The following is a 25,749-nucleotide window of genomic DNA, read 5'->3' on the forward strand; positions in this document are numbered from 1 at the left end:
GTGATTGCCGCGCCGAACCATGACGGGAGAACGCGGATGCGCATTTTATGGCGTCACTGCCAGATTGCCACCATGGAAGCAGGCAAATACAACCTGATTCCCCATGCGGCGATGATCACCGATGGCCCGCGCATTGTATGGCTGGGCGAAGAGGGAACGCAGCCGGACGATGCAATTGATCGTGAAGTGGATCTGCACGGACGGCTGGTTACGCCCGGGCTAATCGATTGCCATAGCCATAGCGTGTTTGGCGGCGATCGCAGCCAGGAGTTTGAGATGCGCCTCAACGGCGCGAGTTACGCGGAGATCGCCGCAGCCGGCGGCGGCATTATCAGTACCGTGAATGCCACCCGCCACGCCAGCCAGCAACAACTGCTGGAAAGCGCCCGCAAGCGCATTCACGCGCTGCGCAAAGACGGCGTTACCGCGCTTGAGATCAAATCCGGCTACGGCCTTAGCTTCGCCGACGAAGGCAAAATGTTGCAGGTGATCCGCGCGCTTGGCGCAGAAATGCCGCTCACTGTCTTCAGCACCTGCCTTGCAGCGCATGCATTGCCGGGCGAGTATCAGGGACGCCCCGACGACTACATCGACGAGATTTGCCAGCACTGGCTGCCCGCCTGGCACGCACAAGGGCTGGTCGATGCGGTCGATGCTTTTTGTGAACATCTGGCCTTTTCGCCGCCGCAAGTGGAGCGGGTTTTCCACAAAGCTCAGCAGCTTGGCTTGCCGGTAAAACTGCATGCCGAACAGCTTTCACTGCTGCACGGTGCAGGGCTGGCGGCCCGCTACAACGCGCTTTCCGCCGATCATCTGGAGTATTTGTGCGAAGAAGATATCGTGCTGATGGCGCAGCATGGCACCACGGCCGTTCTGCTGCCGGGCGCCTTTTACTTTTTACGCGAAATCCAGCAGCCGCCGGTGGCGCTACTGCGTCAGCATCAGGTGCCGATGGCCATTTCCAGCGATCTGAACCCCGGCACGTCACCGGTATTGTCTCTGCGCCTGATGATGAATATGGCCTGCACGTTGTTCCGTCTGACGCCTGAAGAAGCGCTGGCGGGAGTGACCTGTCACGCCGCCCGCGCATTAGGTATCAGCGATCGCTGCGGTACGCTACAGGCAGGTAAAGAGGCCAGCTTTGTCGCGTGGGATGTCGCTCATCCGGCAGAACTCAGCTACTGGCTGGGTGGAACGCTGTCGAAACAGGTTATTTATCAGGGGGAGGAAGTGTGGCATGACTAACGGATTCGAATTACATCAGGGTCGGCTGCCGCTGCTGGTCAGCATGCCCCATCCTGGCACGCAATTGACGCCGGAGATCGCTGGCGCTCTTACCGCGCGGGCGCAGCGCCTGGAGGATACGGACTGGCATATTCCGCTGCTGTATCAGCCGATTCGCGAGCTTGGCGCCAGCGTGCTAAGCGCCAGGTATTCCCGCTATGTGGTGGATTTAAACCGCCCGGCGGATGACAAACCGCTATACAGCACGGCGACCACCGGCCTGTTCCCGGGGACTTTTTTTGACGGCGAGCCGCTGTTCGAAGCGGGCAAAGCGCCGGATGACGCCACGCAAGCCGCCATTTTGCACAACATATGGCAGCCTTATCACCAGGCACTGGCGCAGGAACTGGCGCGGTTGCGCGACACCTTCGGCTACGCGTTACTGTGGGATGCGCACTCCATCAAATCGGTGGTTCCGCGTCTGTTTGAAGGCAAACTGCCGGATCTGAATTTCGGCACTGCCGATGGGGCAAGCTGCGCACCGGAACTAAGCCGCGCATTGCTGGACTGCTGCGAGGCGTTTCCGCACTACAGCAAAGTGCTCAACGGCCGCTTTAAAGGCGGTTATATCACCCGCCATTACGGCGCACCGCAACAGAACATCCATGCGGTACAACTGGAAGTGGCGCAGTGCTGTTACATGGATGAGACGAGCTTTGCGTTCTCCGAAGAGAAGAGCGAACGCTTTCGCGAACTGCTGAGCGCCCTGATAAGCACGGCGCTTGCGTGGGGCGAACAAAACCTGAGCCGCTAAATAAAAAAGGGATGCGCTAAGCATCCCTTTTTCGTGATGGGGTTTATCAGGCTTCGATATCGGCCATATCGCCTTTTTCTTGCAGCCAGTTGCGGCGATCTTCGGAACGCTTTTTGGCCAGCAGCATATCCATCATGGCTGTGGTTTGCTGCTCATCTTCATCGCTGATGATCAGCTGTACCAGACGGCGGGTGTTCGGATCGAGCGTGGTTTCACGAAGCTGCATCGGGTTCATCTCACCCAGCCCTTTAAAGCGCTGCACGTTCGGTTTGCCTTTCTTGCGCTTCAGTTGCTCCAGCACGCCGGTTTTCTCTTCTTCCGTCAGCGCGTAATACACCTCTTTGCCGAGGTCGATACGGTACAGCGGCGGCAGCGCCACGTAGACGTGACCATGCTTCACCAGCGCGCGGAAGTGACGCACGAACAGCGCGCACAGCAGCGTGGCAATGTGCAGACCATCAGAATCCGCATCGGCGAGGATACAGATCTTGCCGTAGCGTAGCTGGCTGAGATCGTCGCTGTCCGGATCGATGCCGATCGCCACGGAAATATCGTGCACTTCCTGCGAGGCCAGCACTTCGTCCGAAGAGACTTCCCAGGTGTTCAGGATCTTACCTTTCAGCGGCATGATCGCCTGATATTCACGATCGCGCGCCTGCTTGGCGGAGCCGCCCGCCGAGTCACCTTCCACGAGGAACAGCTCGGTACGGTTCAGATCCTGCGCGGTGCAGTCCGCCAGTTTACCCGGCAGCGCCGGACCGCTGGTCAGCTTTTTACGCACCACTTTTTTGGCGGCGCGCATGCGACGCTGGGCGCTGGAAATCGCCATTTCGGCCAGCAGTTCAGCAATCTGAATATTCTGGTTCAGCCACAGGCTGAAAGCATCTTTCACCACGCCGGAGACAAACGCGGCGCACTGACGGGAAGAAAGGCGCTCTTTCGTCTGACCGGCAAACTGCGGATCCTGCATTTTTACCGACAGCACGTACGCACAGCGTTCCCAGATATCTTCCGCCGAAAGCTTCACGCCGCGCGGCAGAATATTGCGGTATTCGCAGAACTCGCGCATGGCATCCAGCAGCCCCTGGCGCAGGCCGTTAACGTGCGTCCCGCCCTGCAAGGTCGGGATCAGGTTGACGTAGCTTTCCGTCAGCAGCTCGCCGCCTTCCGGCAACCACAGCAGCGCCCAGTCCACCGCTTCAGTTTCGGCAGAGAAATTGCCAATAAACGGTTTTTCCGGCAGCGTCGGCAGGCCGTTGACCGCTTCACACAGATAGTCGTTCAGGCCATCCTGATAACACCAGCGCTGCTCGGCGTTGTTCACCTCATCTTTGAAGAGGATTTCCACGCCGGGGCAGAGTACAGCTTTTGCTTTCAGCAAATGCGTCAGACGGGAAACCGAGAAACGCGGGCTATCAAAGAAGGACTCATCCGGCCAGAAATGAACGCTGGTTCCGGTATTGCGTTTGCCGCAGGTACCGATAACCTGCAGATCCTCGACCTTTTCGCCATTTTCAAACGCAATGCTATAAATCTGTCCGTCACGTTTTACCTGCACTTCCACGCGACGCGACAGGGCGTTCACCACGGAAATGCCAACGCCGTGCAGGCCACCGGAGAACTGATAGTTCTTATTTGAGAATTTACCGCCCGCGTGCAGACGGCAGAGGATCAGCTCAACGGCAGGAACGCCCTCTTCCGGGTGAATGTCCACCGGCATGCCGCGCCCGTCATCGATAACTTCCAGCGACTGGTCGGCGTGCAGGATCACCTCCACGCGTTTGGCGTGCCCCGCCAGCGCCTCATCGACGCTGTTATCAATGACTTCCTGCCCGAGGTGGTTCGGGCGAGTGGTATCGGTGTACATCCCCGGACGGCGGCGAACCGGCTCAAGCCCGGTGAGTACCTCTATGGCATCAGCGTTATAGGATTGCGTCATGGTTTGTTCGTAGATAGTGACCGCATCGTTTCCCTGTTGGCTCAATGCAGCCCAAGGAAATCGATAATCTGTGTGAAATGATTCTCAAAGCCCACAAAGGCATGATTCCCGCCCTCTTCTACAGTCTGGCGACAGGCATCGTAATAGGCCACCGCCTGGCGGTAATCGAGCACTTCGTCCCCGGTCTGTTGCAGCAGCCAGATAAGATCCGGCGCTTCAAGCGGGTCAACTTGCATCACTTTGAGCTCGTAAATATGGCGAGACTCTAGCACATATTGTTCCCCAGTGTAGGGATTCTCGTTATTGCCGAGGTAATTGGCCAGTAACTCAAACGGGCGCACCGCCGGGTTGATCACCACCGCTGGCACCATAAAGCATTGCGAGAGCCAGGTTGCGTAGTAACCGCCCAGCGACGATCCGACGACGCCAAGCTGCCGCCCGCCCTGCTCAAGCACCAGCGACTCCAGCAATTCGGCAGCCGCGGCGGGATAAGGCGGCAACTGCGGCACCAGCACGTCGATGTCGGGATAGTGCTGCGACAACCATTGCGACAACTGCGTGGCCTTCGCCGAACGCGGCGAACTGTTAAAGCCATGCAGATAGAGAAGAGTGGACATTAGTAGCCTTCTGAAGCCGTATCGGGGCGGAACTGCGTGCTCTCCAGCCGGCAGACTTCGGTATGCAGCGTTCCGTCATCGTACAGATCCAGCCAGCGCCAGCCCGGTGCAATGGTATCGAGCGTAAAGTTGGCGCAGTGCGGTTTGAACTGCACGCAGGTTGACGGCGTCGCCAGCAGGCGGCGGCCATTCCAGTCGAGATCCAGCTCCTGGTGAATATGCCCGCACAGCAGGTGGCGCACTTTCGGGAAGCGCTGAAGCACATTATTCAGTTCGCCCGCGTTACGCAGGCTGTGCTGATCGAGCCAGCTACAACCGGATGGCAGCGGATGATGGTGAAGCAACAGCAAGGTGTGCCGCTCCGGGCTGTCGGAAAGTTTATTCTCCAGCCACTCAAGCTGAAATTCGCTCAATTCGCCGTGTGGGACGCCAAATACCTGGCTGTCCAGCAGCAGAATTTGCCAATGATCGCCGATAAATACGCGTTTTGCCGGTGAAATCCCCGCGTCCTGCAACGCGCTGTACATGGCGGGCTGGAAATCGTGATTACCCGGTAACCAGACGCAAGGCGCAGTGAATCTTGCGATGCCTTCAGCAAAATGCTGATAAGCCGCAGCGGAGTGATCCTGTGCCAGGTCGCCGGTGGCGACGATCAGATCGCAAGGGCGCTGCTGGGCCTGGATAGCGTCCAGTACCGCCTGATAACTTTCCCAGGTATTGACCCCTAACAGCGTCTCGTGCTTTTCGGCAAACAGGTGAGAATCAGTAATTTGTAAGACCCTGACTCTGGACTCACCGGCCAGAGAGAGGTTTAACAGGCTTTCCAAATGGTGTCCTTAGGTTTCATGACGCTAACAAACCGGAATCGCCATTGCTCCATGTGCTAAACAGTAACGTAGCCAATCGGCCAGAAACTGATTAATTTGATGCTTTTCGTCGCGTTGATGCAACTTTTTATTAGGATAATCATAACGTGCTTTGAAACGAAAGATCTGCTGACTTGAACACACTTCAGCGACCATCGCATCGTGGTACAGGCGCACCGTCATGGACGGCAGGCTCCAGTAGCTCACGGCAGGCACCGTCTGTTCAATTTCCACCAGCGTCGTATAACGCGTCGCTTCTACAATCGTTAACCGATATTGTGCGTTAGTCACCTGATAGCTCACCGTTTGGCCCGCTTCATCATTACGCGGCAACAGACGACGCAATTGAGCGAAATTGGTTTCGCACAGGCGCATCATTTCAGGGAAGTCAGGTGTATAGCGCTTCATTTTTTCCACTCGTTTCGTAAGCTCTCATGATGCAGTTGCAGCCATTGCAGGGCGATGACAGATGCTGCGTTATCGATTTTCCCCTCTTCTACCCACTGGTAAGCCTGCTCCCGACTCACCACATGAACCCGAATATCTTCGTTTTCATCCACCAGACCATGAACACCTTCGGCCTGAGTGGCATCCACTTCACCGACAAAGACGGCAGAACGCTCGCTGGTGCCGCCAGGGCTTGCCAGATAGCTCAATACTTTTTTTGCGCGCCCGACGGTTAACCCCGCCTCTTCAACAGCTTCACGGCGCACAACATCTTCTTCGGTTTCGCCCTCTTCAATCATACCGGCGACCATCTCCAGCAGCCACGGGCTTTCGCTGGTATCGAATGCCGCAATGCGGATCTGTTCGATCAGCACAACTTCGTCGCGCACTGGGTCAAAGGGTAGCAAGACTGCGGCGTGACCGCGTTCAAAAATTTCACGGCGTACTTCGCCACTCATCTCACCATTGAATAAACGGTGGCGAAAGCGGTAAAGATCAAGCGAAAAAAAACCGCTATAGAGTGTTTCTCGTGCAATAATTTCTACATCGTTTTTTGTGAAAGTCATTTCGGGGGATATTGGCTTACTCATTGGCGGCATCTCATTCGAAAATAATGACAAAAATCTGGATTTCAGACCCGTTTAATTACTGTTGCAAGCGCTATATGGTACATTGGTGCAAATTTATGCCAATGGCACGGAACGCCAAGCTGAGGCGATGCCCGTTTCTGCTAGAATCGGCGATTATTTTTTCCCAATTTAGACCAGCGCTAATACTGCTTCACAACAAGGAATGCAAATGAAGAAATTGCTCTCCCTCCTTATCGGTCTGAGCCTCACCGGTTTCAGCACCATGAGCCAGGCAGAAAACCTGCTTCAGGTATACCAGCAGGCTCGTTTGAGTAACCCGGATCTGCGTAAATCCGCCGCCGATCGCGATGCTGCCTTTGAGAAAATTAACGAAGCGCGCAGCCCTTTATTACCTCAACTCGGTTTGGGCGCTGATTATACGTATACCAACGGCTTCCGCGATAATAATGGCGTTGATTCGAATGTCACCAGCGGCTCTCTGCAATTGACGCAGACTATTTTTGATATGTCAAAATGGCGCGCGCTGACGTTACAAGAGAAGACAGCCGGTATTCAGGATGTCACCTGGCAAACCGATCAGCAAACCCTGATTCTGAACACTGCGACTGCCTATTTTAACGTGTTAAGCGCCATCGACGCGCTTTCTTACACTGAAGCGCAGAAACAGGCGATTTACCGTCAGTTGGATCAAACCACCCAGCGCTTTAACGTTGGCCTGGTCGCCATTACCGACGTACAGAACGCCCGTTCCCAGTATGATACCGTGCTGGCGAACGAAGTGACCGCTCGCAACAATCTCGACAATGCCCTGGAATCACTGCGTCAGATCACCGGCAACTACTATCCGGAGCTGGCGTCACTGAATGTCGACGGCTTTAAAACCGACAAACCGAAGCCGGTGAATGCCCTGTTGAAGGAAGCGGAAAGCCGCAACCTGACACTGCTGCAGGCGCGTCTGAGCCAGGATCTGGCGCGTGAGCAAATTCGCCAGGCACAGGACGGCCATCTGCCGACGCTTAACTTAACGGCGTCCACCAGCGTTTCGAATACCAAATACAGCGGTTCCGCGACACGTGGCAACGCAATTTCCTCCTCTTCCTATGCGGATCGGGACATTGGTCAGAACTCTGTTGGCCTGAGCTTCAGCCTGCCGCTTTATAGCGGTGGTTCGGTAACGTCCCAGGTTAAACAGGCGCAGTACAACTTTGTTGGCTCGAGTGAACAGCTGGAAAGCGCGCATCGTAGCGTCGTACAGAACGTGCGTTCCTCTTTCAACAACGTGAACGCGTCTATCAGCAGCATCAACGCCTACAAACAAGCGGTTGTTTCGGCCCAAAGCTCCCTGGATGCGATGGAAGCAGGTTACTCCGTGGGTACGCGTACCATTGTTGATGTGCTGGACGCGACCACCACGCTGTATAACGCCAAACAACAGCTCTCCAGCGCACGTTATAACTACCTGATCAATGAGCTGAATATTAAATCGGCGCTGGGTACGTTGAACGAGCAGGATTTGCAGGCGCTGAACAACTCGCTGGGTAAAAACGTCTCCACAACGCCGGAAAGCGTCGCGCCGGAGAACCCGCAGCAGGATGCAAGCGTTGATAACTTCAACGGTAACGTACAGCCTGCCGCAGCACGCACCAGCGTTAAACGTTAATTAATCAGCATCGATCCGCAACGGGGGCAATCCAGCCCCCGTTTTTACGTAAGGCAACGTAAAGGCTTCCCCTCCTCGCTTTAACTTCAACCACTCATCCTCTATCCTGAGCGTTTTACATATGCCTTTGGGATCCAGGAAGATAACAATGAAACGGACAAAAAACATCCAACACGCGACGTTCCGCAAAAGCTGGAGCGCACGTCATTTAACACCTGTCGCACTGGCGGTGACTGCCGTTTTCATGCTGGCAGGCTGTGAAAAAAGCGACGAAACGGTTTCCCTGTACCAGAATGCGGACGATTGTTCGTCGGCAAATCCGGGGAAAAGCGCTGAGTGTAAAACCGCTTACAACAACGCGCTGAAAGAAGCAGAGCGTACGGCGCCGAAATACGCGACGCGCGAAGACTGCGTGGCAGAATTCGGCGAAGGCCAGTGCCAGCAGACGCCGGTTCAGGCAGGCATGGCGCCGGAAAATCAGGCGCAGGCACAGTCCGGCGGCAGCTTCTGGATGCCGCTGATGGCGGGCTATATGATGGGCCGCCTGATGGGCGGTGGCGCAGGTTTTGCCCAGCAGCCGCTGTTCAGCTCGCGTAATCCGGCAAGCCCGGCTTATGGTCAGTACACCGATGCATCCGGTAAAGGCTATGGCGCAGCGCAGCCGGGCCGCACCATGACCGTACCGAAAACGGCTATGGCGCCAAAACCGGCGACCACAACCACGGTGACCCGTGGCGGCTTTGGTGAGTCTGTCGCGAAGCAGAACACGATGCAGCGCCGCGTAAGCGGTACGCCGACCCGCTCAATGGGCGGTTGACGGTCATGGAAAGAATCGCAATTACCGAGCGCCCGGACTGGCGCGAAAAAGCCACCGAATATGGTTTTAATTTCCACACCATGTACGGAGAACCGTACTGGTGTGAAGACGCTTACTACAAGTTGACGCTTGCTCAGGTTGAGAAGCTGGAAGAGGTTACCGCTGAGCTGCACCAGATGTGCCTGAAAGTGGTGGAAAAAGTGGTAGCCAGCGACGAGCTGATGGCCAAATTCCGCATTCCAAAACACACCTGGGGCTTTGTACGCCAGTCCTGGGCCACGCAGCAACCGTCGCTCTATTCGCGTCTCGATCTTGCCTGGGATGGCGTGGGCGAACCCAAATTGCTGGAGAACAATGCAGATACGCCAACGTCTCTGTATGAAGCCGCTTTTTTCCAGTGGATCTGGCTGGAAGACCAGCTTAACGCCGGAAACTTGCCTGCGGGCAGCGATCAATTCAACAGTCTGCAAGAGCAGCTCATTGCGCGTTTCGCCGAGCTTCGCGAGCAGCACGGTTTCCAGTTGCTGCACTTCACCTGCTGCCGGGATACCGTTGAAGATCGCGGTACCGTGCAGTATTTGCAGGATTGCGCGGCAGAAGCGGAGCTGGCGTCGGAGTTCCTCTATATCGAGGATATCGGCCTTGGCGAGAAAGGCCAGTTTACCGATCTTCAGGATCAGGTGATTGGCAACCTGTTCAAGCTTTATCCATGGGAATACATGCTGCGCGAAATGTTTTCCACCAAGCTGGAAGATGCCGGTGTTCGCTGGCTGGAACCCGCCTGGAAGAGCATTATTTCCAATAAAGCGCTGTTGCCGCTGCTGTGGGAGATGTTCCCCAATCACCCCAATCTGCTGCCTGCGTACTTTGCCGAGGACAATTATCCGCAAATGGAAAAGTACGTCGTGAAACCGATTTTCTCCCGTGAAGGCGCAAATGTGTCGATCGTTGAGAACGGGAAAACGGTTGAGGCGGTTGAAGGGCCGTACGGCGAAGAGGGCATGATTGTGCAGCAGTTCCACCCGCTGCCAAAATTCGGCGACAGTTATACGCTGATCGGCAGCTGGCTGATCAACGATCAGCCGGCAGGAATCGGCATTCGTGAAGATCGCGCGCTGATCACCCAGGATCTGTCACGTTTCTACCCGCATATCTTTATCGAATAACGTAAAAGCGCATCTCCGTGATGACCATAACAACCCGGCCAAACGCGCCGGGTTTGTTTTTACAGGCCCAACTGCCATCCCTAAAGTACGCCAAACAGTTTCGGCAGAAACAGCGAGATCGCCGGAATATACGTCACCAGCATCAGCACCAAGAACAGAATCGCATAGAACGGCAGCATCGCTTTCACCACCTGCTCGATCTTCTGTTTACTCACCGCGCTGGCGACAAACAATACCGATCCCACCGGCGGTGTAATCAGCCCAATACCGAGGTTAACCAGCATGATCATGCCGAAGTGCACCGGATCGATCCCCAGCGCATTTGTCACCGGCAGCAACACCGGCGTGAGGATCAGGATCAGCGGCGCCATATCCATCAACGTGCCAATCAGTAACAGCATGATATTAATACACATCAGAATAACGTACTTGTTATCTGAGATACTGGTGAACGCTTCGGTGATGCGGGCAGGAAGCTGCATATAGGTCATGATCGCGCCGAATGCAGCGGCAAAACCAATCAGGATCATCACAATGCTCACCGTTTTTACGGTGCGATACATTAGCTTCGGTAACTCCGACCATTTGTAATCGCGGTAGATGAACATAGTGACGAAGAAAGCCCACAAGCAGGCAATTGCCGCTGATTCCGTGGCGGTAAAGATCCCCGAGAGGATGCCCCCCATGATGATCACCACCGTCATCAGCCCCCATAGCGTATCAACAAAAATCTTTAACGCCTGGCGAAACGGTACGCGCTCTCCTTTCGGATAACCGCGTTTGTGGGCAAACGCCACGCACATCACCATCAGGGTAAAACTCAGCAGCAACCCCGGCAGGATCCCGGCGATAAACAGCGCAGCAATCGAGACTGTGCCGCCAGTTGCCAGCGAATAGATTACCGAATTATGGCTGGGCGGCGTCAGGATAGCCTGTACCGAGCCGCTGGCAGTTACGGCCGCAGCAAAATCGCGCGGGTAACCTTTTTTATCCATCTCCGGGATCATCACCGAGCCGATCGAGGCAGTATCCGCCACCGACGATCCGGAGATCGCGCCGAAGAATGTCGATGCGACAATATTCACCAACGACAGGCCGCCGCGAATAAAACCGACAAATATATAAGCAAAATTCACCAGCCGGCGCGCAATACCGCCCTCGGCCATGATCGCTCCGGCGAGAATAAAGAAAGGGATCGCCAGCAGTGAGAATTTATTGACGCCGTTGGTAAGTTGGATCATTACAGCTTCCAGCGGAATATCGATATACCACGCGCCCAGTACCGCGCTAATCCCCACGGCATAAGCGACAGGAACACCCACCGCCAGCATAATGGCTAACGTAAAAACGAGAATAAATGCATCCATAAACATTCCTTACTGGATGATCGGATTAACCCGACGAGCCCACCATCACCACCGGGCGGTGATATTGCGCGCCACACAACATCTTTTCGAGAATAAACAGCAACGTGATTGCCGAACCGATCGGCAGCGGTAAATAGGTTTCACCGGCGGTAAAAAACGGGAATTCAGCGACAGGCTGCTGCCATAATTCGGCACACAGCGCGCTGCTGTACCAGAGAATAAAGAGGCTAATCGCCATCAGCATCAGATCGGCGACCACAAAACAGATCTTACGCGCGCGCTCGTTTAAGCGGTCAGTGACCATACTGACGGCGATATGTGAACCCGCGCGGTAACTTACCGCTGCGCCGACAAAGGTAAACGTCACCATGCAAATAATGGCGATCGGTTCCGGCCAGGATAAAGCGCTGTTCATCACGTAGCGCGCAAAGATCCCCACAGGAATAATCGCCACCATAATCAGTAGCGCAATACCGGTGATCCACATCGATATTCGGTAAAGAATATCCATCAACAACGAATAGCGTTCAGCCATAACGATTTTCCCGCGGCAGAAAATAAAGATATAACCAATAATTATCGGGGCAAGGTTTCCCCTGCCCGTCGCCTTTATTGCACGTCTTTAATGCGGGTCATCAGATCCTGATGGTCTTTGCCGTATTTATCGCGTACCGATTGTGTCGCCTCGTAAAAGGCAGTGGTATCCATCTCATGGAATTGCACGCCGCCCGCTTTCATGGCTTCCAGCGACTTCTCATTGTAGGTTTTCCACAATTCACGCTGTTCAGCCTGGGCTTCTTTCGCCAGCTTGAGAATCAATTCCTGATCCTCTTTTTTCAACTTATCCCATTTAACTTTAGAAAATAAAAACAGCTCCGGAATAATAAAGTGCTTACTCCAGGTGTAATTCTTCACAACGGGTAAATAGTTATGCGCAACAAAGGTTGGAGGGTTATTTTCTGTGCCATCAATCACGCCGGTTTGCATACCGCTAAATACTTCGCTAACGCCCATGGCGACCGAGTTGGCACCCATGGCTTTCAGCGTATCGAGCGCAATCGGGCTACCCTGCACGCGGATTTTCATCCCTTTCAGGTCTTCCGCTTTCGTGACGGGTGCTTTGGTAATCAAATTACGCGTACCGGCATCCATCCAGCCAAGGAATACTAACCGCGATTTACTGCTCTCCGACAGGCGATTGCCAATCTCCTGGCCAATCATTCCGTCGAGCACTTTATGCATATGATCTTCATCGCGGAAAATATAGGGCAGCGTAAAGACATTGATCTCCGGTAATATTGCCGCCACTGGCGTCATCGACACGCGAATAATATCTATTGCGCCGATTTGCGCCTGCTCAATAACCTGTTTCTCATCGCCTAACACACCGCCAGGAAAGGTTTTAATATCCAGTCGGCCGTCCGTAGCTGCACTGAGTTTTTCCCCCATATGTTTTACCGCAACAACATTGGGGTAATCCGCAGGGTGAACATCGGCGGCACGAAAAGTTTGGGCTAAAGAGGCGTGAGAGATAAACAGCAGAGCGGAACTAATACAGACTTTTAGTAAGGTTTTCGCTGAATTCATATTTCCGTGTCTCCAGAGGTTTACTGCTTTTTAGGTAAATAAGAGCGACCACGAACAAGGGTTCGAGGTACAACACCAGATAATTTTTATGGGATTGTCTGAGACATTAGACTCTTTGAGAGTAGTCACTCGGCGGGATTCTTGCGACGATAATGTTCACAAAAAAGAGTAAATTCAGCACAGCGTTTTATTTTTGCAGCACAGGTCTTTTTATTTTCAAAAAAACCGTATTTCAGTTGTGATTTTTTGCGATCTTCCTCGAATTTCTCCACATCCAGGAGAATGAAAAGGGTGGCTGCCAGAGCCACCCTTTATTTTAACCCACCTGAACCGAAAGCATACTCAGCGAACCCATCTCAATACCGTCCACCGGGATAGTAATGGCCTCGGTACCGTTCCATGCGCCCAGCACGTACAGCAGCGGCAGGTAGTGATCCGGCGTTGGGTTAGACAACGATCCGCCTTCATGATCGAGGTAATTTACCAGCGGATGCTGCTCAACCGGCCCCTGCCACGTGAGGTTCGCTTTCACATAATCGTTGAATGATGTGGCCCACGGATACGGCGTATTTTCGCCATGCCAGCGCGCGGTACGCAGGTTATGCACCACGTTGCCACTCGCCACCAGCATAATGCCCTCATCACGCAGCGCCGCCAGCTTGCGGCCCATCTCAAAATGCCATGCCGCGGGTTTCGTGCTGTCGATACTGAGCTGCACCATTGGGATGTCGGCATTCGGGTACATTTTAATCAGCACGCCCCAGGAGCCGTGGTCAAAACCCCAGGCTTCCTTATCAAGCACAACGGGCACCGGCGCCAGTAAATCAACCAGGTGCTGAGCCAGTTCCGGCGATCCCGGTGCCGGATAATGGGTATCGTACAACGCCTGTGGGAAACCACCGAAATCATGAATAGTTTTCGGCGCTTCCATCGCGGTAACGCCAGTACCGCGGGTAAACCAGTGGGCGGACACCACCACAATCGCTTTCGGGCGCGGCAGCGTCTCGCCTAACATTCCCCAGGCGCGGGTATAAACGTTATCTTCCAGAACATTCATTGGGCTACCATGGCCCAGGAACAGTGCTGGCATACGAGGTGCAGACATGGTGATATCCTTACTGAGTGTGTCAATTTGATAACGACACATTACGCCTTTTCATGGTGCGAAGAACTCAGATAACCATGATGAAGATCTTCAGTAATTTTGAATGTAAGCATCAAGTAAAGATAAGGCTCCGGCCTCGCTTTTCAGGTAACAAACTCTTACATTAATGAGAATGATTATCATAAAGGAGTGATTCATGTCAGTACCGTTGATTCTGACCATCCTGGCTGGCGCTGCGACCTTTATCGGCGCGATTCTTGGCGTAATAGGCCAGAAACCATCAAACCGCGTACTGGCGTTCTCACTCGGCTTTGCTGCCGGAATCATGTTATTGATTTCGTTAATGGAGATGTTGCCCGCTGCACTGGCGACGGAAAATATGTCACCGATGCTCGGTTATGGCATGTTTGTCGTGGGTCTGTTGGGGTATTTCGCGCTGGATCGCATGTTACCCCATGCACATCCGCAGGATTTAATGCAGGGTACACAGAGAACCTTCCCGCGCGGTCTGCGCCGTACCGCCATTTTGCTGACGCTGGGTATCAGTCTCCACAACTTCCCGGAAGGCATCGCCACCTATGTCACCGCCAGCAACGACCTGGAATTAGGGCTCGGTATCGCCTTTGCAGTCGCATTGCACAATATTCCTGAAGGACTTGCGGTTGCCGGGCCGGTTTACGCGGCGACCGGTTCAAAACGCAGCGCGGTATTCTGGGCGGGGATCTCAGGGCTGGCGGAGATCCTCGGCGGCGTCCTGGCGTGGTTGATCCTCGGCAGTCTGGTCTCGCCAGTGGTAATGGCCGCCATTATGGCAACCGTCGCCGGGATCATGGTGGCATTGTCGGTGGATGAACTGATGCCGCTGGCGAAAGAGATCGATCCCAACAACAATCCCAGCTACGGCGTGCTGTGCGGTATGTCGGTGATGGGCTTAAGCCTGGTGGCGTTGCAGGCGATGGGATTTAGCGGCTGAGAATCGGGGTGCTCTTGCTGAGGGCTGGCGCGTCTTATTCGCCCTGCCCAACGCGGCGAGTTTTCTTCAACTCTTCGAGCACCCGTTGATACGCTTTATAGATCGCTTCGCGATCGTGGCGGCAGGCTTTGCAATGACGTTTAAGTACGTGGACATAGCCGAAAACGACGATGACAATCGCCAGAAGCCAGTACCATGAGATAAACATATTGCCTCCCTTATTTCCAGCAAACATTGGTTAACAAACCAATGACAAAATAGCGTTAACTTAATGACTTATAAGTTTTTAAACCTGTTTTTCATGCCCGTAGAGCAGGTACCACTTTATAAGTAGCTCCGTGGAATTTCAATGTGTGAATATTATAAACGCGACAAATATTGACGCAGGACAGGCAAAAAAAATCCGCAGCTTTCGGCCGCGGATTTTTTATCACTAACGCAAGTTAGCTGGCTTTGCGCTCATGTTCCTGGCGGTAGGCCACCAGATCTTCAATGGTCACAACAGCCATATTGTGCCGCTTAGCAAATTCGATGCACTCCGGCGCGCGCGCCATTGAGCCATCATCATTGGTTAATTCACACAGCACGCCCGCCGGTTTAAAACCAGCCAGCGTCACTAAATCGATCGTTGCTTCAGTATGGCCGCCACGGGTCAATACGCCGCCCGGCTGCGCGCGCAGCGGGAAAACGTGGCCAGGACGGTTCAGATCGGAAGGTTTCGCGCCATCGGCAATCGCCGCGCGAACGGTGGTAAGACGGTCAGCCGCCGAAACACCGGTTGTCACGCCATGCGCCGCTTCGATGGTCACGGTAAAACCGGTGCCGTAAGCACTGGTATTGTTCTCGACCATCATCGGCAGATCGAGCTGTTTACGGCGCTCGTCGGTCAGGCACAGGCAAACAATGCCGCTGCCGTGGCGAATAGTCAGCGCCATCTGCTCAACGGTCATGGTTTCTGCGGCGAAAATCATATCGCCTTCATTTTCACGGTCCTCGTCGTCGAGCACCATCACACCACGGCCTTCGCGCAGCGCGGCGAGAGCATGTTCAATACGTTCGAAAGGCGTGCCAAAAGAAGAAAGCAGCGTCTGATTCATGGTAAAAGACCTCAATAAAGTTATGGTTACCAGAATCAGGGCAGTCTTAGGAGTGTCGCAATGCGGCAAAAAAATAACGCGAGCGGGCGTCATTGCCCGACAGATTCGTTACTCTCTCCCATCCGGACTTTAACCGTCGGCCCCGGAATTACACCGGATCTGCTGACCTTCAAACGTTAGCCTGAAGCGCTCGCGGGCTTTCAGCATCTGCTGATTTACCGCCGGTGGGGAATTTCGCCCCGCCCTGAGAATAAGCGGGATAACTATAACGCCATTGATAATCTTCGGCAATGCATAACCTTCAAACAATTCTGGTTTATCACCTGGGGTTATCACACTACAATGACTTATTGAGCCTATCCGAGCAGGGAACCTAAAATGATTGACCCAAAGAAAATTGAACAGATTGCGCGTCAGGTTCACGAATCCATGCCCAAGGGGATCCGTGAGTTCGGGGAAGATGTGGAAAAGAAAATTCGTCAGACGTTACAGGCGCAGTTAACCCGCCTGGATCTGGTGAGCCGCGAAGAATTTGACGTGCAAACGCAGGTATTACTGCGCACCCGCGAGAAACTGGCGCTGCTGGAGCAACGTCTGAGTGAACTCGAAAACCAGGGTAAAAGCGCAGAAGTCAAACCCGCTCCGGCCATTCCACCGGTAGACGATCAGGCGTAATTATTTTTGCGCCGAATGGCGCGAGCGCTTTCCGGGCCTGCTCATTATGCAGGCCCGATAACAGGTTTAATCGCCCTGCTTCTGGATCTTTTTGATGATATTGGTGGTTGAACAACCATCTTCAAAGTTGAGCACCAGCACTTCCCCGCCGTTAGCCCAGACTTCTTTGCTACCGGCAATATCTTCCGCCTTGTAGTCACCGCCTTTTACCAGCAGATCCGGCAGGATCCCGGCAATCAGACGCTGCGGCGTATCTTCTTCAAACGACACGACCCAATCCACCGCTTCCAGCGCGCTCAGCACGATCATGCGTTGCTCCAGCGGGTTGACCGGACGGGTTTCGCCTTTCAGCCGTTTGGTGGAAGCGTCGCTGTTAACCGCAACAATCAGGCGATCGCCGAGCTTGCGCGCATTCGCCAGATAAGAGACATGCCCGGCGTGCAAAATGTCGAAGACACCGTTCGTCATCACCACCTTTTCACCGCGCTTACGCGCCGCAGCGACTGCCGCTTTCAGCTCTTCTTCGCCCATCACGCCGAAGCCGGTTTCTGCACGGCCGCGCACGGCGTTTTCCAGCTCGATAGGCGATACCGTTGAGGTACCGAGTTTACCGACCACCACGCCTGCGGCTGCGTTCGCAAAGTAGCAGGCTTCTTCCAGCGAATTACCCGCCGCCAGCGTTGCCGCCAGCACGCCAATCACCGTATCGCCGGCACCGGTTACGTCATACACTTCCTGCGCCTGGGTCGGCATGTGCAGCGGCGCTTTGCCCGGTTGCAGCAGTGTCATACCTTGCTCGGAGCGGGTCACCAGCAGCGCAGAAAGGTCGTAATAGGCAATCACTTTCATGCCGCGTTCGACTATCTCGTCTTCGTTTTTGCATTTCCCGGCCACCGCTTCAAACTCCGACAGGTTCGGGGTCAGCAGCGTAGCGCCGCGATAGCGCTCAAAATCAGTGCCTTTCGGATCGATCAGCACCGGCACGCCCGCTTTACGCGCCAGCGCAATCATCTGCTGAACGCTGGACAGCGCACCTTTGGCGTAATCAGAAAGTACCAGCGCGCCAATGCTGCCGAGCGCCTGGCTGATGCGCTCATGCATCGGCAGGGGATCGACGCCTTCAAACCCTTCTTCAAAGTCCAGGCGGATCAGTTGCTGGTTGCGCGACAAGACGCGCAGCTTGGTAATGGTGGGATGTGTGGGGACAGAAACGAAGTCGCATTTTACATTGACATCCGCCAGCGCCTTGCTCAGCGCGCGCGCCGCATCATCAATACCGGTCAGACCCACCAGACGCGCCGTTGCGCCCAGCGAAGCAATGTTCATCGCCACGTTCGCCGCGCCGCCCGGGCGTTCTTCAATCGTATCGACTTTCACCACCGGCACCGGGGCTTCCGGAGAGATGCGGCTGGTTGGCCCGTACCAGTAACGGTCCAGCATCACATCGCCAACCACCATTACACCCGCCTGGTTAAACTCTGGCAGCGTCACTTTCATTCCTGTCTCCTGAGAGATACAAAATTTGCGCGCGATAATATCACACTTACGCCGGGGCGCACGGTTCCACCAGCCACTTGTCCCAACTGGTTTTGATCAGCTGGCGTTCGGCGACAAAACACGACAACGCCACATGCCCCGGCAATTCCTGTAATGCCAGGTGGTGCAACGCATCGCGCAGCGTGGTGTAAGCCTGCGTCAGCGCCAGCGCTTCCTGTTCATCCATGATATTGTTCTGCGCCAGCCCTTCCAGAATGCGCACGTTATCAGACCAGCGCGTCAGCTTCGGTTTGTCATGCGCATAGCGCAGCACCAGATACTGAGCGATAAACTCAATGTCGGTAATACCGCCTTCATCGGCCTTCAGATCGAATCGATCTTTATGCTTGTTGCCAAGATGGGCGCGCATCTTCTCGCGCATCTCACGCACCTCAGTTTGCAATGTTGCGCCATCGCGCGGGCTCATCAGAATATCGCGGCGAATGGCATCAAACTCCACGGCCAGTTGCGGATCGCCGTACACCACGCGGGCGCGCGCCAGCGCCTGATGTTCCCACGTCCAGGCTTCATTTTTCTGGTAATCCGCGAAGGATTCGGTGGTCGTCACTAACATTCCCGCCGCGCCGGACGGGCGCAAGCGCGCATCCACTTCATAGAGAATGCCGGACGAAGTACGCGTGCTGAACAGGTGCATGATGCGCTGGGCAAGGCGCAGATAGAACTGTCGGCCATCGATCTCCCGCTCGCCGTCGGTCATCACATCCATCGGGCAATCGTGCAAAAAGACCAGGTCGAGATCGGAACTGTAACCCAGTTCCCAGCCGCCCAGTTTACCGTAACCGACCACGGCAAACCCGCGCCCTTCCCGATCGCGCAGATGCATTGGCTGGCCAAAACGCGCCACCATTTGTCCCCACGCCTGCTGCACTACCGCATCGATAATCGCTTCCGCAAGCCATGTCAGATGATCGCTCACTTTCATTACCGGTAGCGTACCGGCGATATCCGCCGCGGCGACGCGCAGCAACTGCGCCTGTTTAAACTGCCGCAGCGCTTCCAGTTGTTGCTCTTCATCATCCTCCGGCACGCGGAGCAGATATTGCCGCAGTTCGTCGCGGTAGGCGTTCATCGCCGTCGGCTGGTAAAGCGTAGTGGGATCAAGCAGCTCATCGAGCAGGATCGGGTAACGCGCCAGTTGGCTGGCCACCATCGGCGATGCCGCACAAAGGGAAATAAGATGCTTCAGCGCGCCGGGGAATTCGCTCAGTAACTCAAGATAAGTGGTACGCGTAATGATGCCTGTCAGCAGCGGCGTCAGGCGCGACAACGGCACTGGCGCGTCGTCGCGCGAGCAGACATCGCTCAGCAAATGCGGCATCAGATGATCCAACACCTGGCGCCCGCGCGGACCGATGGTGCGCTTATCCATCTCTTTACGGAAATCCGCAATCAGCGCCACTACACGACGGCGATCGTCATCGGAAAGATGCGCCAGCACCGGCGTGGTGTCATCTTCCTGCAGCGCATCCTGCCACAGTTCACGCCAGTTTTCGGAAAGCACATCTTCCGGCGAGTCGCTCTCGTCGTCGCCGATCAACTCATTGAAAACACGGCGTACAGCGGCCATATGCGTTTCCAGCGTGCTGCTGAGTTCATCCCAGCTTGCCACACCCATTCCCCAGGCAAGACGGGCGCGGTTGAGATCGTCGCCCGGCAAGGTCTGCGTCTGTTCGTCATTAATGCTTTGCAGCAGGTTTTCCAGACGCCGCAACCAAAGGTAGGCCGCCCGTAACCTGCCAGCTTCGCCTTCAGGTAACAGGTGCAACTGATCGATGGCTTCCAGCGTTGGCAACAGCGAGCGGGATTGCAGCGCCGGTTCACGGCCGCCGCGAATCAACTGAAAAACCTGCACGATAAATTCGATTTCACGAATGCCGCCCGCGCCGAGCTTAATGTTGTCTTTCAGGCCACGGCGGCGCACTTCGCGGGCAATCATGCCTTTCATATTACGCAGCGACTGGATCACGCTGAAATCGATATAGCGGCGGAAAACGAAGGGGCGCAGCATGGCGCGTAGTTCACGCGCGTGTTCACCGTCGTTATCGCCCATAATGCGCGCTTTCACCATCGCATAGCGCTCCCAGTCGCGCCCCTGCTCCTGGTAATAATCCTCCAGCGCGGCAAAGCTGAGCACCAGCGGACCGCTATCGCCGAAGGGGCGTAAACGCATATCCACGCGGTAGACAAACCCATCCTGCGTTGGCTGGTCGAGCACCTTGATCAGCCGTTGCCCAAGGCGGGTGAAGAACTGCGCGTTATCCAGCTCGCGTCGGCCGCCACGGGTTGCGCCGTTTTCCGGCCAGGCAAAGATCAGATCGATATCGGAAGAGAAATTGAGTTCGCCGCCGCCAAGTTTGCCCATGCCTAAAATCAGCATCGGCTGCGCAACGCCTTGCGGGTTACAGGGCGTTCCCCATTCGCGACAGCAGGCGTCGTACAGCCAGTCGCGCGCGGCGACGATCAGCGTTTCCGCCAGCACGCTCAGTTGCTGCAGGACATCTTCTTCTGCCACCAGCCGCAGTGCCTGCACCCAGGCAATACGCACCATCACCCGACGGCGGAACTGACGCAAAACGCGCATCAGCGCCGCTTCATCCGTGACATCCCGCAGTGCCGCGCTAAGCCATTGCGCGTAGTGCTGCCACTCCGTTGCCTGCGGCGGCGCGCTTTCCAGCTCAGCCAGCCATTCAGGATATGTGATGATACTGTCCTGAACAAAATCACTAAAAGTGAGTACTGACTGCGCCTGCGCACTGAGTGGCTGCGCGGTTAGCGACTCCGGCAGACGGGAAAGCACAGTGTGCCAGTGCTGCGATAACGGCGAGGCATGCGGCATCCGAAGTATCCTTTAGTTAGCGTTTTCCGCTGTGCAGCCAGAACGGCTCCTGCGTAATTGCGGTATTACGAAAGTGTTCGATCTCGATTCTCTGGCGCGTGTCAATGGCGTGGTACAGCCCCTGCCAGTTCTCCAGCCATTCGTTTGCCAGCGCGCGATCGTAATGGCCCGCCAGCAGCAATGCGCTGTCGATGTCACGCGCCAGACGCGGCAACTGGTCGCGATAGCTGTCACCCAGCGGTTGCGCGAAAGCTTTTTTCAGCTCTGCCGCGATGCGCGAAAGATGTACATCGGCGAAGCGTTTAAATGAATCGGCAAATTTTGCCTGCGCTTTTTCATCAAGGAAGGCGCGCCAGCCCTGCGTCACCAGCCACTCGGTCAACAGCAGTTTTGCCATTGCCGAAGGCGCATCCCACACCGCAGTAGCGGCAGAAACCGCCGAAGTCAGCGTGGCTTCCACCTGCGTCAGTAAATCACGTAAGTGAGCGCTCGCTTTACGCGGCACAATACCGCCAAAAAGCGCCAGCGTATGACGGATTAACGCAATTGCACGCAGCACATCCTGCTTTGCCGCGTTGTTGTCGCGCACCCACAGCTCTTCATGGTATTGCCACTGGGAAAGCGCCAGTTCCAGTGCGGCAGCAAAAGCTTGCTCAACGCTGGCCTTCGGGGCCGTTTGCAGAATGGCCGTTGGACGGCGCTCACGTGGAGCATTGCCCTGCGCCAGATGGTAACCGCGCGCCGCTTTGCTCAGGCTTCCCTGACGCAAAACGGAGAGCGTCACTAATTGGCGCGCCAGTTTAAGGATATCCGCGGGATCGCCACTCAGCAGTTCCAGCTCCAGCTCGCAAATCGGCTCGGCGGATTCCCCGGCTTTTACTTCGCCGAGATCAAGGCCAATCTCAATTCGGCTCTCCCCTACATTGACCAGCCATTTTTCACGGTAAAAATCGGTGCTGAACAGCGGACGCGTACGCGCCTGTAAATCGGCAGGCAGCTCGCCGTCCGGCCACACTTCGGCGGGAAAGCGCGACAGATCAAGCTCCGGGCTGGTAAGCGGAATATTGTATTCAGGACGTTGATGTAAACCGCCGATCACCCGTCCGGCAATTTTCATCGTCATCTCATACTGACCGTCAAAACCCCGGATGCGCAGCCCCATATCATGGCCGCGCAGCCAGTTGTCCGGTGTCTCATAGTAAATATTCAGTAACTGGCTGGCGGCGATATGTTCTTCGGTCAGCGTATGCAAATGGTGACGAAGCGTTTCCACGCTGTCGGCATTAACGATAAACTTTAATTCGATTTCCTGAGCCATGGCCTTGCACTTATGGTTATGTCACATCAGTGAAAATTTCGGCGAACTAACGCCCCTGATGTTTGTCAGTAGATAGTATTGTGTGCCAAATTGCCATGCAATGCGCAAATTTGCTGGGTGCAAAAGTTCGTATAAGCGCGCAGTTTGACCCGGAAGATTCCGATTGATGCCACCTGCCGGGTGTCGTCAGACTGATGTCACTGTTTCCCATTCACATTTAACGAAAATAATGACTGCCTGATGCCAAAATTACGCCTGATTGGATTGACCCTGGTTGCACTGAGTGTGTCCGTTGGGATCCACGCTGAAGAAAAACGGTATGTTTCCGACGAACTGAATACCTGGGTACGTAGTGGCCCTGGCGATAACTATCGCCTTGTCGGTACGGTAAATGCCGGCGAGGAAGTGACTCTGCTGCAACAAAACAACGATTACGGCCAGGTGCGCGACAGCACCGGGCGCACCTCCTGGATCCCGCTGAAAGAGTTGAACGTAGAGCCGAGCCTGCGTACGCGCGTACCGGAGCTGGAAAACCAGGTCAAAACGTTGACCGATAAATTGAACAATATCGATAACACCTGGAACCAGCGCACGGCTGAAATGCAGCAAAAAGTGGCGCAGAGCGACGGGGTGATCAACGGCCTGAAAGACGAAAACCAGAAGCTGAAAAATGAGTTAATCGTCGCGCAGAAGAAAGTGAACGCGGCGAATCTGCAACTGGACGACAAGCAGCGCACCATCATTATGCAGTGGTTTATGTATGGCGGCGGCGTGCTGGGCGCGGGTTTAATCCTCGGCCTGCTGTTGCCGCATATGATCCCAAGCCGCAAGCGCAAAGATCGCTGGATGAATTAAGGACATTCGCCATCTTCTCTACACTTACGTATTATCTGTCGACTTATGTGTAGAGGAGAGTGGCGTGAAGAGTTATCTGGTCGGTGGTGCTGTACGTGATTCGTTGTTAGGCCTGCCAGTCAAAGACAGAGACTGGGTTGTGGTCGGCGCCACGCCGGAAGAGATGCTCAACGCGGGCTACCAGCAGGTCGGCCGCGATTTCCCTGTGTTCCTCCACCCGCAAAGCCGCGAAGAGTATGCGCTGGCCCGCACCGAACGTAAATCCGGCTCGGGTTATACCGGTTTTATCGTTCATGCCGCTCCCGATGTCTCCCTTGAACAAGATTTACTGCGCCGCGACTTAACGGTCAACGCACTGGCGCAGGACGAAAACGGGCACATCGTTGACCCGTTTAATGGCCAGCACGATCTGCGTAACCGCATTTTGCGGCATGTCTCCCCGGCGTTTAGCGAAGATCCGCTGCGCGTGCTGCGCGTTGCCCGCTTCGCAGCCCGCTATGCTCACCTCAGTTTTCGTATTGCCGACGAAACGATGTCGCTGATGCGCGCCATGACCGATGCTGGCGAACTGGCGCATCTGACCACGGAGCGCGTCTGGAAAGAGACCGAGAATGCGCTGCATGCCCGTAATCCTCAGGTCTATTTCCAGGTGCTGCGCGACTGCGGCGCGCTGAAGGTGCTGTTCCCGGAGATCGACGCGCTGTTTGGCGTGCCCGCTCCGGCGAAATGGCACCCGGAAATCGACACCGGCGTTCACACGCTGATGACGCTGACGATGGCCGCGATGCTTAGCCCGGAAGTGGACGTGCGTTTCGCCACGTTATGTCACGATCTGGGAAAAGCGCTGACGCCAAAAGAGCTTTGGCCGCGCCATCACGGCCACGGCCCTGCGGGCGTCAAGCTGGTCACAGGGCTGTGCCAGCGTCTGCGCGTACCGAACGAGATCCGCGATCTGGCAAAACTGGTGGCAGAGTTTCACGATCTGATCCACACCTTCCCCATTTTGCAGCCCAAAACCATTGTGAAGCTGTTCGACTCAATTGATGCGTGGCGTAAACCGCAGCGCGTAGAACAAATTGCCCTGACCAGCGAAGCCGACGTGCGCGGGCGTACCGGGTTTGAAGCCTGCGACTATCCGCAAGGACGTTTATTGCGTGAAGCGTGGGAAGTGGCTCGTGCCGTTCCAACCAAAGCAGTGATTGAAGCCGGTTTTAAAGGGGCGGAAGTCCGCGAAGAGTTGACGCGCCGCCGGATAGCCGCGCTGGCGGAGTGGAAAGCCCATCGTTGCCCTCAGCCCGCAGACTGAGGGCGCGAGCCTTAGAAGAAGACCAGGTACACTGCCGCTGCAACAATAAAACGGTAAATCGCGAACGGGATAAAGGAGATGCGTTTAATCAGCTCCAGGAAGGTTTTGATGGCGACCAGCGCGACAATAAACGCGGTGATGAAACCGACGGCAAACATCGGAATATCGCCCGTGGTGAGAAAACCCATGCTTTTGTAGAGATCCAGCGCGGTTGCGCCCAGCATCATGGGTACAGCCAGCAGGAAAGAGAACTCCGATGCGGCATAACGGCTAACGCCCATCAGCATCCCGCCGGAAATGGTCGCCCCGGAACGGGAAAAACCCGGCCACAACGCCAGACACTGGAAACAACCAATAATAAACGCCTGGCGATAAGTCATATCATCCACGCCCTGCGCGCGCGGCACTTTCGGTTTCAGCACTTCTGCGGCAATCAGCAGGAAACCACCAACCACCAGCGCATAGGTTACGTTGAGCGGGTTAAACAATGATTTGATGGTGTCATGGAATACCAGCCCAATCACCACTGCCGGAATCATACCTAAAATGATATGAATCAGAGAAAGGCGTCCCGTACCGGTGCCTTCATGCGGTTGCTTGCCGAAGTGAATGCCAATTAAACCAAACAGGCGTCGCCAGAACATCACGACAACCGCCAGAATCGAGCCCAGTTGAATCACAACCTCGAACGTTTTTGCTGTATCGCCTTCAAATCCCAGCAAATGCCCGACGATAATCATGTGACCCGTACTGGAAACCGGCAGGAACTCCGTTAATCCTTCAACGACACCCAAAATGGCTGCCACCAGCAGCGAATGCAGATCGCTCATCAATAAACCCCTAAAAAAGATATAAAAAACGGCCCCCCGAGGAGTAGCCGTAAATGGCCATCATCTATGACCTGAATACTAGCGCTTGGTTTAATTATTATGA

The 25,749-nt window shown here is 55.1% G+C and carries 25 protein-coding genes and 1 riboswitch; of the genes, 9 read left to right on the forward strand and 16 right to left on the reverse strand.

The window, feature by feature from the left end:
- The first annotated feature begins 36 nt into the window (after window positions 1–36).
- Both hutI and hutG read left to right on the forward strand, forming a co-directional pair.
- Window positions 37–1,245, forward strand: a complete 1,209-nt coding sequence (gene hutI, locus C0557_RS22495) for an imidazolonepropionase (RefSeq protein ID WP_208661299.1) — start codon at window positions 37–39, stop codon at window positions 1,243–1,245.
- The gene (gene hutG, locus C0557_RS22500) at window positions 1,238–2,038 is read left to right on the forward strand and encodes an N-formylglutamate deformylase (protein ID WP_208661301.1); all 801 of its coding nucleotides are present in this window, start codon (window positions 1,238–1,240) and stop codon (window positions 2,036–2,038) included. Before hutI ends, hutG begins: the two co-directional genes overlap by 8 nt.
- A gap of 46 nt (window positions 2,039–2,084) precedes the next feature.
- Here hutG and parE read toward each other — a convergent pair whose 3' ends face one another.
- From parE to nudF, 5 genes are read right to left on the reverse strand one after another with little or no spacing between them, the layout of a single operon-like run.
- Entirely contained in the window at window positions 2,085–3,977 is a 1,893-nt protein-coding gene (parE, locus tag C0557_RS22505; RefSeq protein WP_208663098.1) for a DNA topoisomerase IV subunit B, read from the reverse strand.
- A 41-nt stretch (window positions 3,978–4,018) separates the two neighbouring features.
- Entirely contained in the window at window positions 4,019–4,594 is a 576-nt protein-coding gene (gene yqiA / locus C0557_RS22510) for an esterase YqiA (protein WP_208661303.1), read from the reverse strand.
- Window positions 4,594–5,421, reverse strand: coding sequence for a 3',5'-cyclic-AMP phosphodiesterase (cpdA, locus tag C0557_RS22515; protein WP_074772472.1), 828 nt, complete (start codon window positions 5,419–5,421; stop codon window positions 4,594–4,596). The genes yqiA and cpdA overlap by 1 nt, the downstream gene beginning before the upstream one ends.
- Window positions 5,422–5,445: 24 nt before the next feature.
- On the reverse strand, window positions 5,446–5,868 hold the full coding sequence (locus C0557_RS22520) for a DUF1249 family protein (protein ID WP_007370088.1): 423 nt from the start codon (window positions 5,866–5,868) through the stop codon (window positions 5,446–5,448).
- Window positions 5,865–6,497: an ADP-ribose diphosphatase gene (gene nudF / locus C0557_RS22525; RefSeq protein ID WP_007370087.1), complete on the reverse strand. Its 633-nt coding sequence runs from the start codon at window positions 6,495–6,497 to the stop codon at window positions 5,865–5,867. The genes C0557_RS22520 and nudF overlap by 4 nt, the downstream gene beginning before the upstream one ends.
- A 208-nt stretch (window positions 6,498–6,705) precedes the next feature.
- Here nudF and tolC point away from each other — a divergent pair, with 208 nt between their 5' ends.
- The 3 genes from tolC to C0557_RS22540 all read left to right on the forward strand — a co-directional run bounded on the left by tolC (window position 6,706) and on the right by C0557_RS22540 (window position 10,140).
- Window positions 6,706–8,157: an outer membrane channel protein TolC gene (gene tolC, locus C0557_RS22530; RefSeq protein ID WP_208661311.1), complete on the forward strand. Its 1,452-nt coding sequence runs from the start codon at window positions 6,706–6,708 to the stop codon at window positions 8,155–8,157.
- A gap of 148 nt (window positions 8,158–8,305) precedes the next feature.
- Entirely contained in the window at window positions 8,306–8,974 is a 669-nt protein-coding gene (locus C0557_RS22535; RefSeq protein ID WP_035887827.1) for a DUF1190 family protein, read from the forward strand.
- A 5-nt stretch (window positions 8,975–8,979) separates the two neighbouring features.
- Window positions 8,980–10,140 carry a glutathionylspermidine synthase family protein gene (locus tag C0557_RS22540; protein ID WP_074774050.1) on the forward strand — a complete coding sequence of 387 codons (1,161 nt, stop codon included), beginning with the start codon at window positions 8,980–8,982 and terminating at the stop codon, window positions 10,138–10,140.
- A gap of 80 nt (window positions 10,141–10,220) precedes the next feature.
- Here the strand turns inward: C0557_RS22540 and C0557_RS22545 are convergent, their stop codons facing one another.
- From C0557_RS22545 to ygiD, 5 genes are all read right to left on the reverse strand, one after another.
- On the reverse strand, window positions 10,221–11,507 hold the full coding sequence (locus tag C0557_RS22545; RefSeq protein WP_074772463.1) for a TRAP transporter large permease: 1,287 nt from the start codon (window positions 11,505–11,507) through the stop codon (window positions 10,221–10,223).
- Between the two features lie 25 nt (window positions 11,508–11,532).
- Complete coding sequence (locus C0557_RS22550) at window positions 11,533–12,042, reverse strand: TRAP transporter small permease (protein ID WP_074772460.1); 510 nt, start codon at window positions 12,040–12,042, stop codon at window positions 11,533–11,535.
- Window positions 12,043–12,116: 74 nt separating this feature from the next.
- Window positions 12,117–13,094: a TRAP transporter substrate-binding protein gene (locus C0557_RS22555; protein ID WP_208661313.1), complete on the reverse strand. Its 978-nt coding sequence runs from the start codon at window positions 13,092–13,094 to the stop codon at window positions 12,117–12,119.
- Window positions 13,095–13,219: 125 nt separating this feature from the next.
- Window positions 13,220–13,402 (reverse strand): hypothetical protein, encoded by a 183-nt coding sequence (locus tag C0557_RS22560; protein WP_208661315.1) that lies wholly within the window; start codon window positions 13,400–13,402, stop codon window positions 13,220–13,222.
- An 8-nt stretch (window positions 13,403–13,410) separates the two neighbouring features.
- A complete protein-coding gene (gene ygiD / locus C0557_RS22565) occupies window positions 13,411–14,199 on the reverse strand; it encodes a 4,5-DOPA dioxygenase extradiol (RefSeq protein ID WP_202626016.1) in 789 nt (262 codons plus the stop codon).
- Window positions 14,200–14,395: 196 nt separating this feature from the next.
- On the opposite strand from ygiD, the gene zupT reads away from it, so the two are divergent.
- Window positions 14,396–15,172, forward strand: a complete 777-nt coding sequence (gene zupT, locus C0557_RS22570; protein WP_074772448.1) for a zinc transporter ZupT — start codon at window positions 14,396–14,398, stop codon at window positions 15,170–15,172.
- Between the two features lie 34 nt (window positions 15,173–15,206).
- On the opposite strand, the gene C0557_RS22575 is transcribed toward zupT, so the two are convergent.
- Both C0557_RS22575 and ribB read right to left on the reverse strand, forming a co-directional pair.
- Complete coding sequence (locus tag C0557_RS22575; RefSeq protein ID WP_007370077.1) at window positions 15,207–15,380, reverse strand: hypothetical protein; 174 nt, start codon at window positions 15,378–15,380, stop codon at window positions 15,207–15,209.
- A 235-nt stretch (window positions 15,381–15,615) separates the two neighbouring features.
- Entirely contained in the window at window positions 15,616–16,269 is a 654-nt protein-coding gene (gene ribB, locus C0557_RS22580; RefSeq protein WP_208661317.1) for a 3,4-dihydroxy-2-butanone-4-phosphate synthase, read from the reverse strand.
- Between the two features lie 106 nt (window positions 16,270–16,375).
- Window positions 16,376–16,525, reverse strand: a riboswitch (FMN riboswitch).
- A 122-nt stretch (window positions 16,526–16,647) separates the two neighbouring features.
- On the opposite strand from ribB, the gene ubiK reads away from it, so the two are divergent.
- Window positions 16,648–16,944 (forward strand): ubiquinone biosynthesis accessory factor UbiK, encoded by a 297-nt coding sequence (gene ubiK / locus C0557_RS22585; protein ID WP_007370074.1) that lies wholly within the window; start codon window positions 16,648–16,650, stop codon window positions 16,942–16,944.
- A gap of 66 nt (window positions 16,945–17,010) precedes the next feature.
- Here the strand turns inward: ubiK and hldE are convergent, their stop codons facing one another.
- From hldE to C0557_RS22600, 3 genes are read right to left on the reverse strand one after another with little or no spacing between them, the layout of a single operon-like run.
- Window positions 17,011–18,441 (reverse strand): bifunctional D-glycero-beta-D-manno-heptose-7-phosphate kinase/D-glycero-beta-D-manno-heptose 1-phosphate adenylyltransferase HldE, encoded by a 1,431-nt coding sequence (gene hldE / locus C0557_RS22590; RefSeq protein WP_208661319.1) that lies wholly within the window; start codon window positions 18,439–18,441, stop codon window positions 17,011–17,013.
- A 46-nt stretch (window positions 18,442–18,487) separates the two neighbouring features.
- Entirely contained in the window at window positions 18,488–21,337 is a 2,850-nt protein-coding gene (gene glnE / locus C0557_RS22595; RefSeq protein ID WP_208661321.1) for a bifunctional [glutamate--ammonia ligase]-adenylyl-L-tyrosine phosphorylase/[glutamate--ammonia-ligase] adenylyltransferase, read from the reverse strand.
- A gap of 16 nt (window positions 21,338–21,353) precedes the next feature.
- Window positions 21,354–22,655, reverse strand: coding sequence for an inorganic triphosphatase (locus C0557_RS22600; RefSeq protein ID WP_208661323.1), 1,302 nt, complete (start codon window positions 22,653–22,655; stop codon window positions 21,354–21,356).
- Window positions 22,656–22,895: 240 nt separating this feature from the next.
- Here C0557_RS22600 and C0557_RS22605 point away from each other — a divergent pair, with 240 nt between their 5' ends.
- On the forward strand, window positions 22,896–23,510 hold the full coding sequence (locus tag C0557_RS22605) for a TIGR04211 family SH3 domain-containing protein (protein ID WP_064563527.1): 615 nt from the start codon (window positions 22,896–22,898) through the stop codon (window positions 23,508–23,510).
- 64 nt (window positions 23,511–23,574) lie between these two features.
- The gene (locus tag C0557_RS22610; RefSeq protein WP_208661331.1) at window positions 23,575–24,816 is read left to right on the forward strand and encodes a multifunctional CCA addition/repair protein; all 1,242 of its coding nucleotides are present in this window, start codon (window positions 23,575–23,577) and stop codon (window positions 24,814–24,816) included.
- Window positions 24,817–24,827: 11 nt separating this feature from the next.
- On the opposite strand, the gene bacA is transcribed toward C0557_RS22610, so the two are convergent.
- Window positions 24,828–25,646: an undecaprenyl-diphosphate phosphatase gene (gene bacA / locus C0557_RS22615; RefSeq protein ID WP_208661333.1), complete on the reverse strand. Its 819-nt coding sequence runs from the start codon at window positions 25,644–25,646 to the stop codon at window positions 24,828–24,830.
- Between the last annotated feature and the right edge of the window lie 103 nt (window positions 25,647–25,749).

This window comes from Kosakonia sp. MUSA4, from assembly GCF_013085925.1.
Taxonomy (GTDB): Bacteria; Pseudomonadota; Gammaproteobacteria; order Enterobacterales; family Enterobacteriaceae; genus Kosakonia; species Kosakonia sacchari_B.

Excerpts from the sequence above, each read along its gene's own strand:
- C0557_RS22540 (WP_074774050.1), top strand. The coding sequence starts at position 8,980 with ATGGAAAGAATCGCAATTACCGAGCGCCCGGACTGGCGCGAAAAAGCC.
- parE (WP_208663098.1), bottom strand. The coding sequence starts at position 3,977 with ATGACGCAATCCTATAACGCTGATGCCATAGAGGTACTCACCGGGCTT.
- hutI (WP_208661299.1), top strand. The coding sequence starts at position 37 with ATGCGCATTTTATGGCGTCACTGCCAGATTGCCACCATGGAAGCAGGC.
- C0557_RS22545 (WP_074772463.1), bottom strand. The coding sequence starts at position 11,507 with ATGGATGCATTTATTCTCGTTTTTACGTTAGCCATTATGCTGGCGGTG.
- C0557_RS22555 (WP_208661313.1), bottom strand. The coding sequence starts at position 13,094 with ATGAATTCAGCGAAAACCTTACTAAAAGTCTGTATTAGTTCCGCTCTG.
- hutG (WP_208661301.1), top strand. The coding sequence starts at position 1,238 with ATGACTAACGGATTCGAATTACATCAGGGTCGGCTGCCGCTGCTGGTC.
- C0557_RS22605 (WP_064563527.1), top strand. The coding sequence starts at position 22,896 with ATGCCAAAATTACGCCTGATTGGATTGACCCTGGTTGCACTGAGTGTG.
- C0557_RS22575 (WP_007370077.1), bottom strand. The coding sequence starts at position 15,380 with ATGTTTATCTCATGGTACTGGCTTCTGGCGATTGTCATCGTCGTTTTC.
- C0557_RS22550 (WP_074772460.1), bottom strand. The coding sequence starts at position 12,042 with ATGGCTGAACGCTATTCGTTGTTGATGGATATTCTTTACCGAATATCG.
- C0557_RS22535 (WP_035887827.1), top strand. The coding sequence starts at position 8,306 with ATGAAACGGACAAAAAACATCCAACACGCGACGTTCCGCAAAAGCTGG.
- hldE (WP_208661319.1), bottom strand. The coding sequence starts at position 18,441 with ATGAAAGTGACGCTGCCAGAGTTTAACCAGGCGGGTGTAATGGTGGTT.
- nudF (WP_007370087.1), bottom strand. The coding sequence starts at position 6,497 with ATGAGTAAGCCAATATCCCCCGAAATGACTTTCACAAAAAACGATGTA.
- ubiK (WP_007370074.1), top strand. The coding sequence starts at position 16,648 with ATGATTGACCCAAAGAAAATTGAACAGATTGCGCGTCAGGTTCACGAA.
- yqiA (WP_208661303.1), bottom strand. The coding sequence starts at position 4,594 with ATGTCCACTCTTCTCTATCTGCATGGCTTTAACAGTTCGCCGCGTTCG.
- zupT (WP_074772448.1), top strand. The coding sequence starts at position 14,396 with ATGTCAGTACCGTTGATTCTGACCATCCTGGCTGGCGCTGCGACCTTT.
- C0557_RS22600 (WP_208661323.1), bottom strand. The coding sequence starts at position 22,655 with ATGGCTCAGGAAATCGAATTAAAGTTTATCGTTAATGCCGACAGCGTG.
- tolC (WP_208661311.1), top strand. The coding sequence starts at position 6,706 with ATGAAGAAATTGCTCTCCCTCCTTATCGGTCTGAGCCTCACCGGTTTC.
- bacA (WP_208661333.1), bottom strand. The coding sequence starts at position 25,646 with ATGAGCGATCTGCATTCGCTGCTGGTGGCAGCCATTTTGGGTGTCGTT.
- C0557_RS22520 (WP_007370088.1), bottom strand. The coding sequence starts at position 5,868 with ATGAAGCGCTATACACCTGACTTCCCTGAAATGATGCGCCTGTGCGAA.
- glnE (WP_208661321.1), bottom strand. The coding sequence starts at position 21,337 with ATGCCGCATGCCTCGCCGTTATCGCAGCACTGGCACACTGTGCTTTCC.
- ribB (WP_208661317.1), bottom strand. The coding sequence starts at position 16,269 with ATGAATCAGACGCTGCTTTCTTCTTTTGGCACGCCTTTCGAACGTATT.
- ygiD (WP_202626016.1), bottom strand. The coding sequence starts at position 14,199 with ATGTCTGCACCTCGTATGCCAGCACTGTTCCTGGGCCATGGTAGCCCA.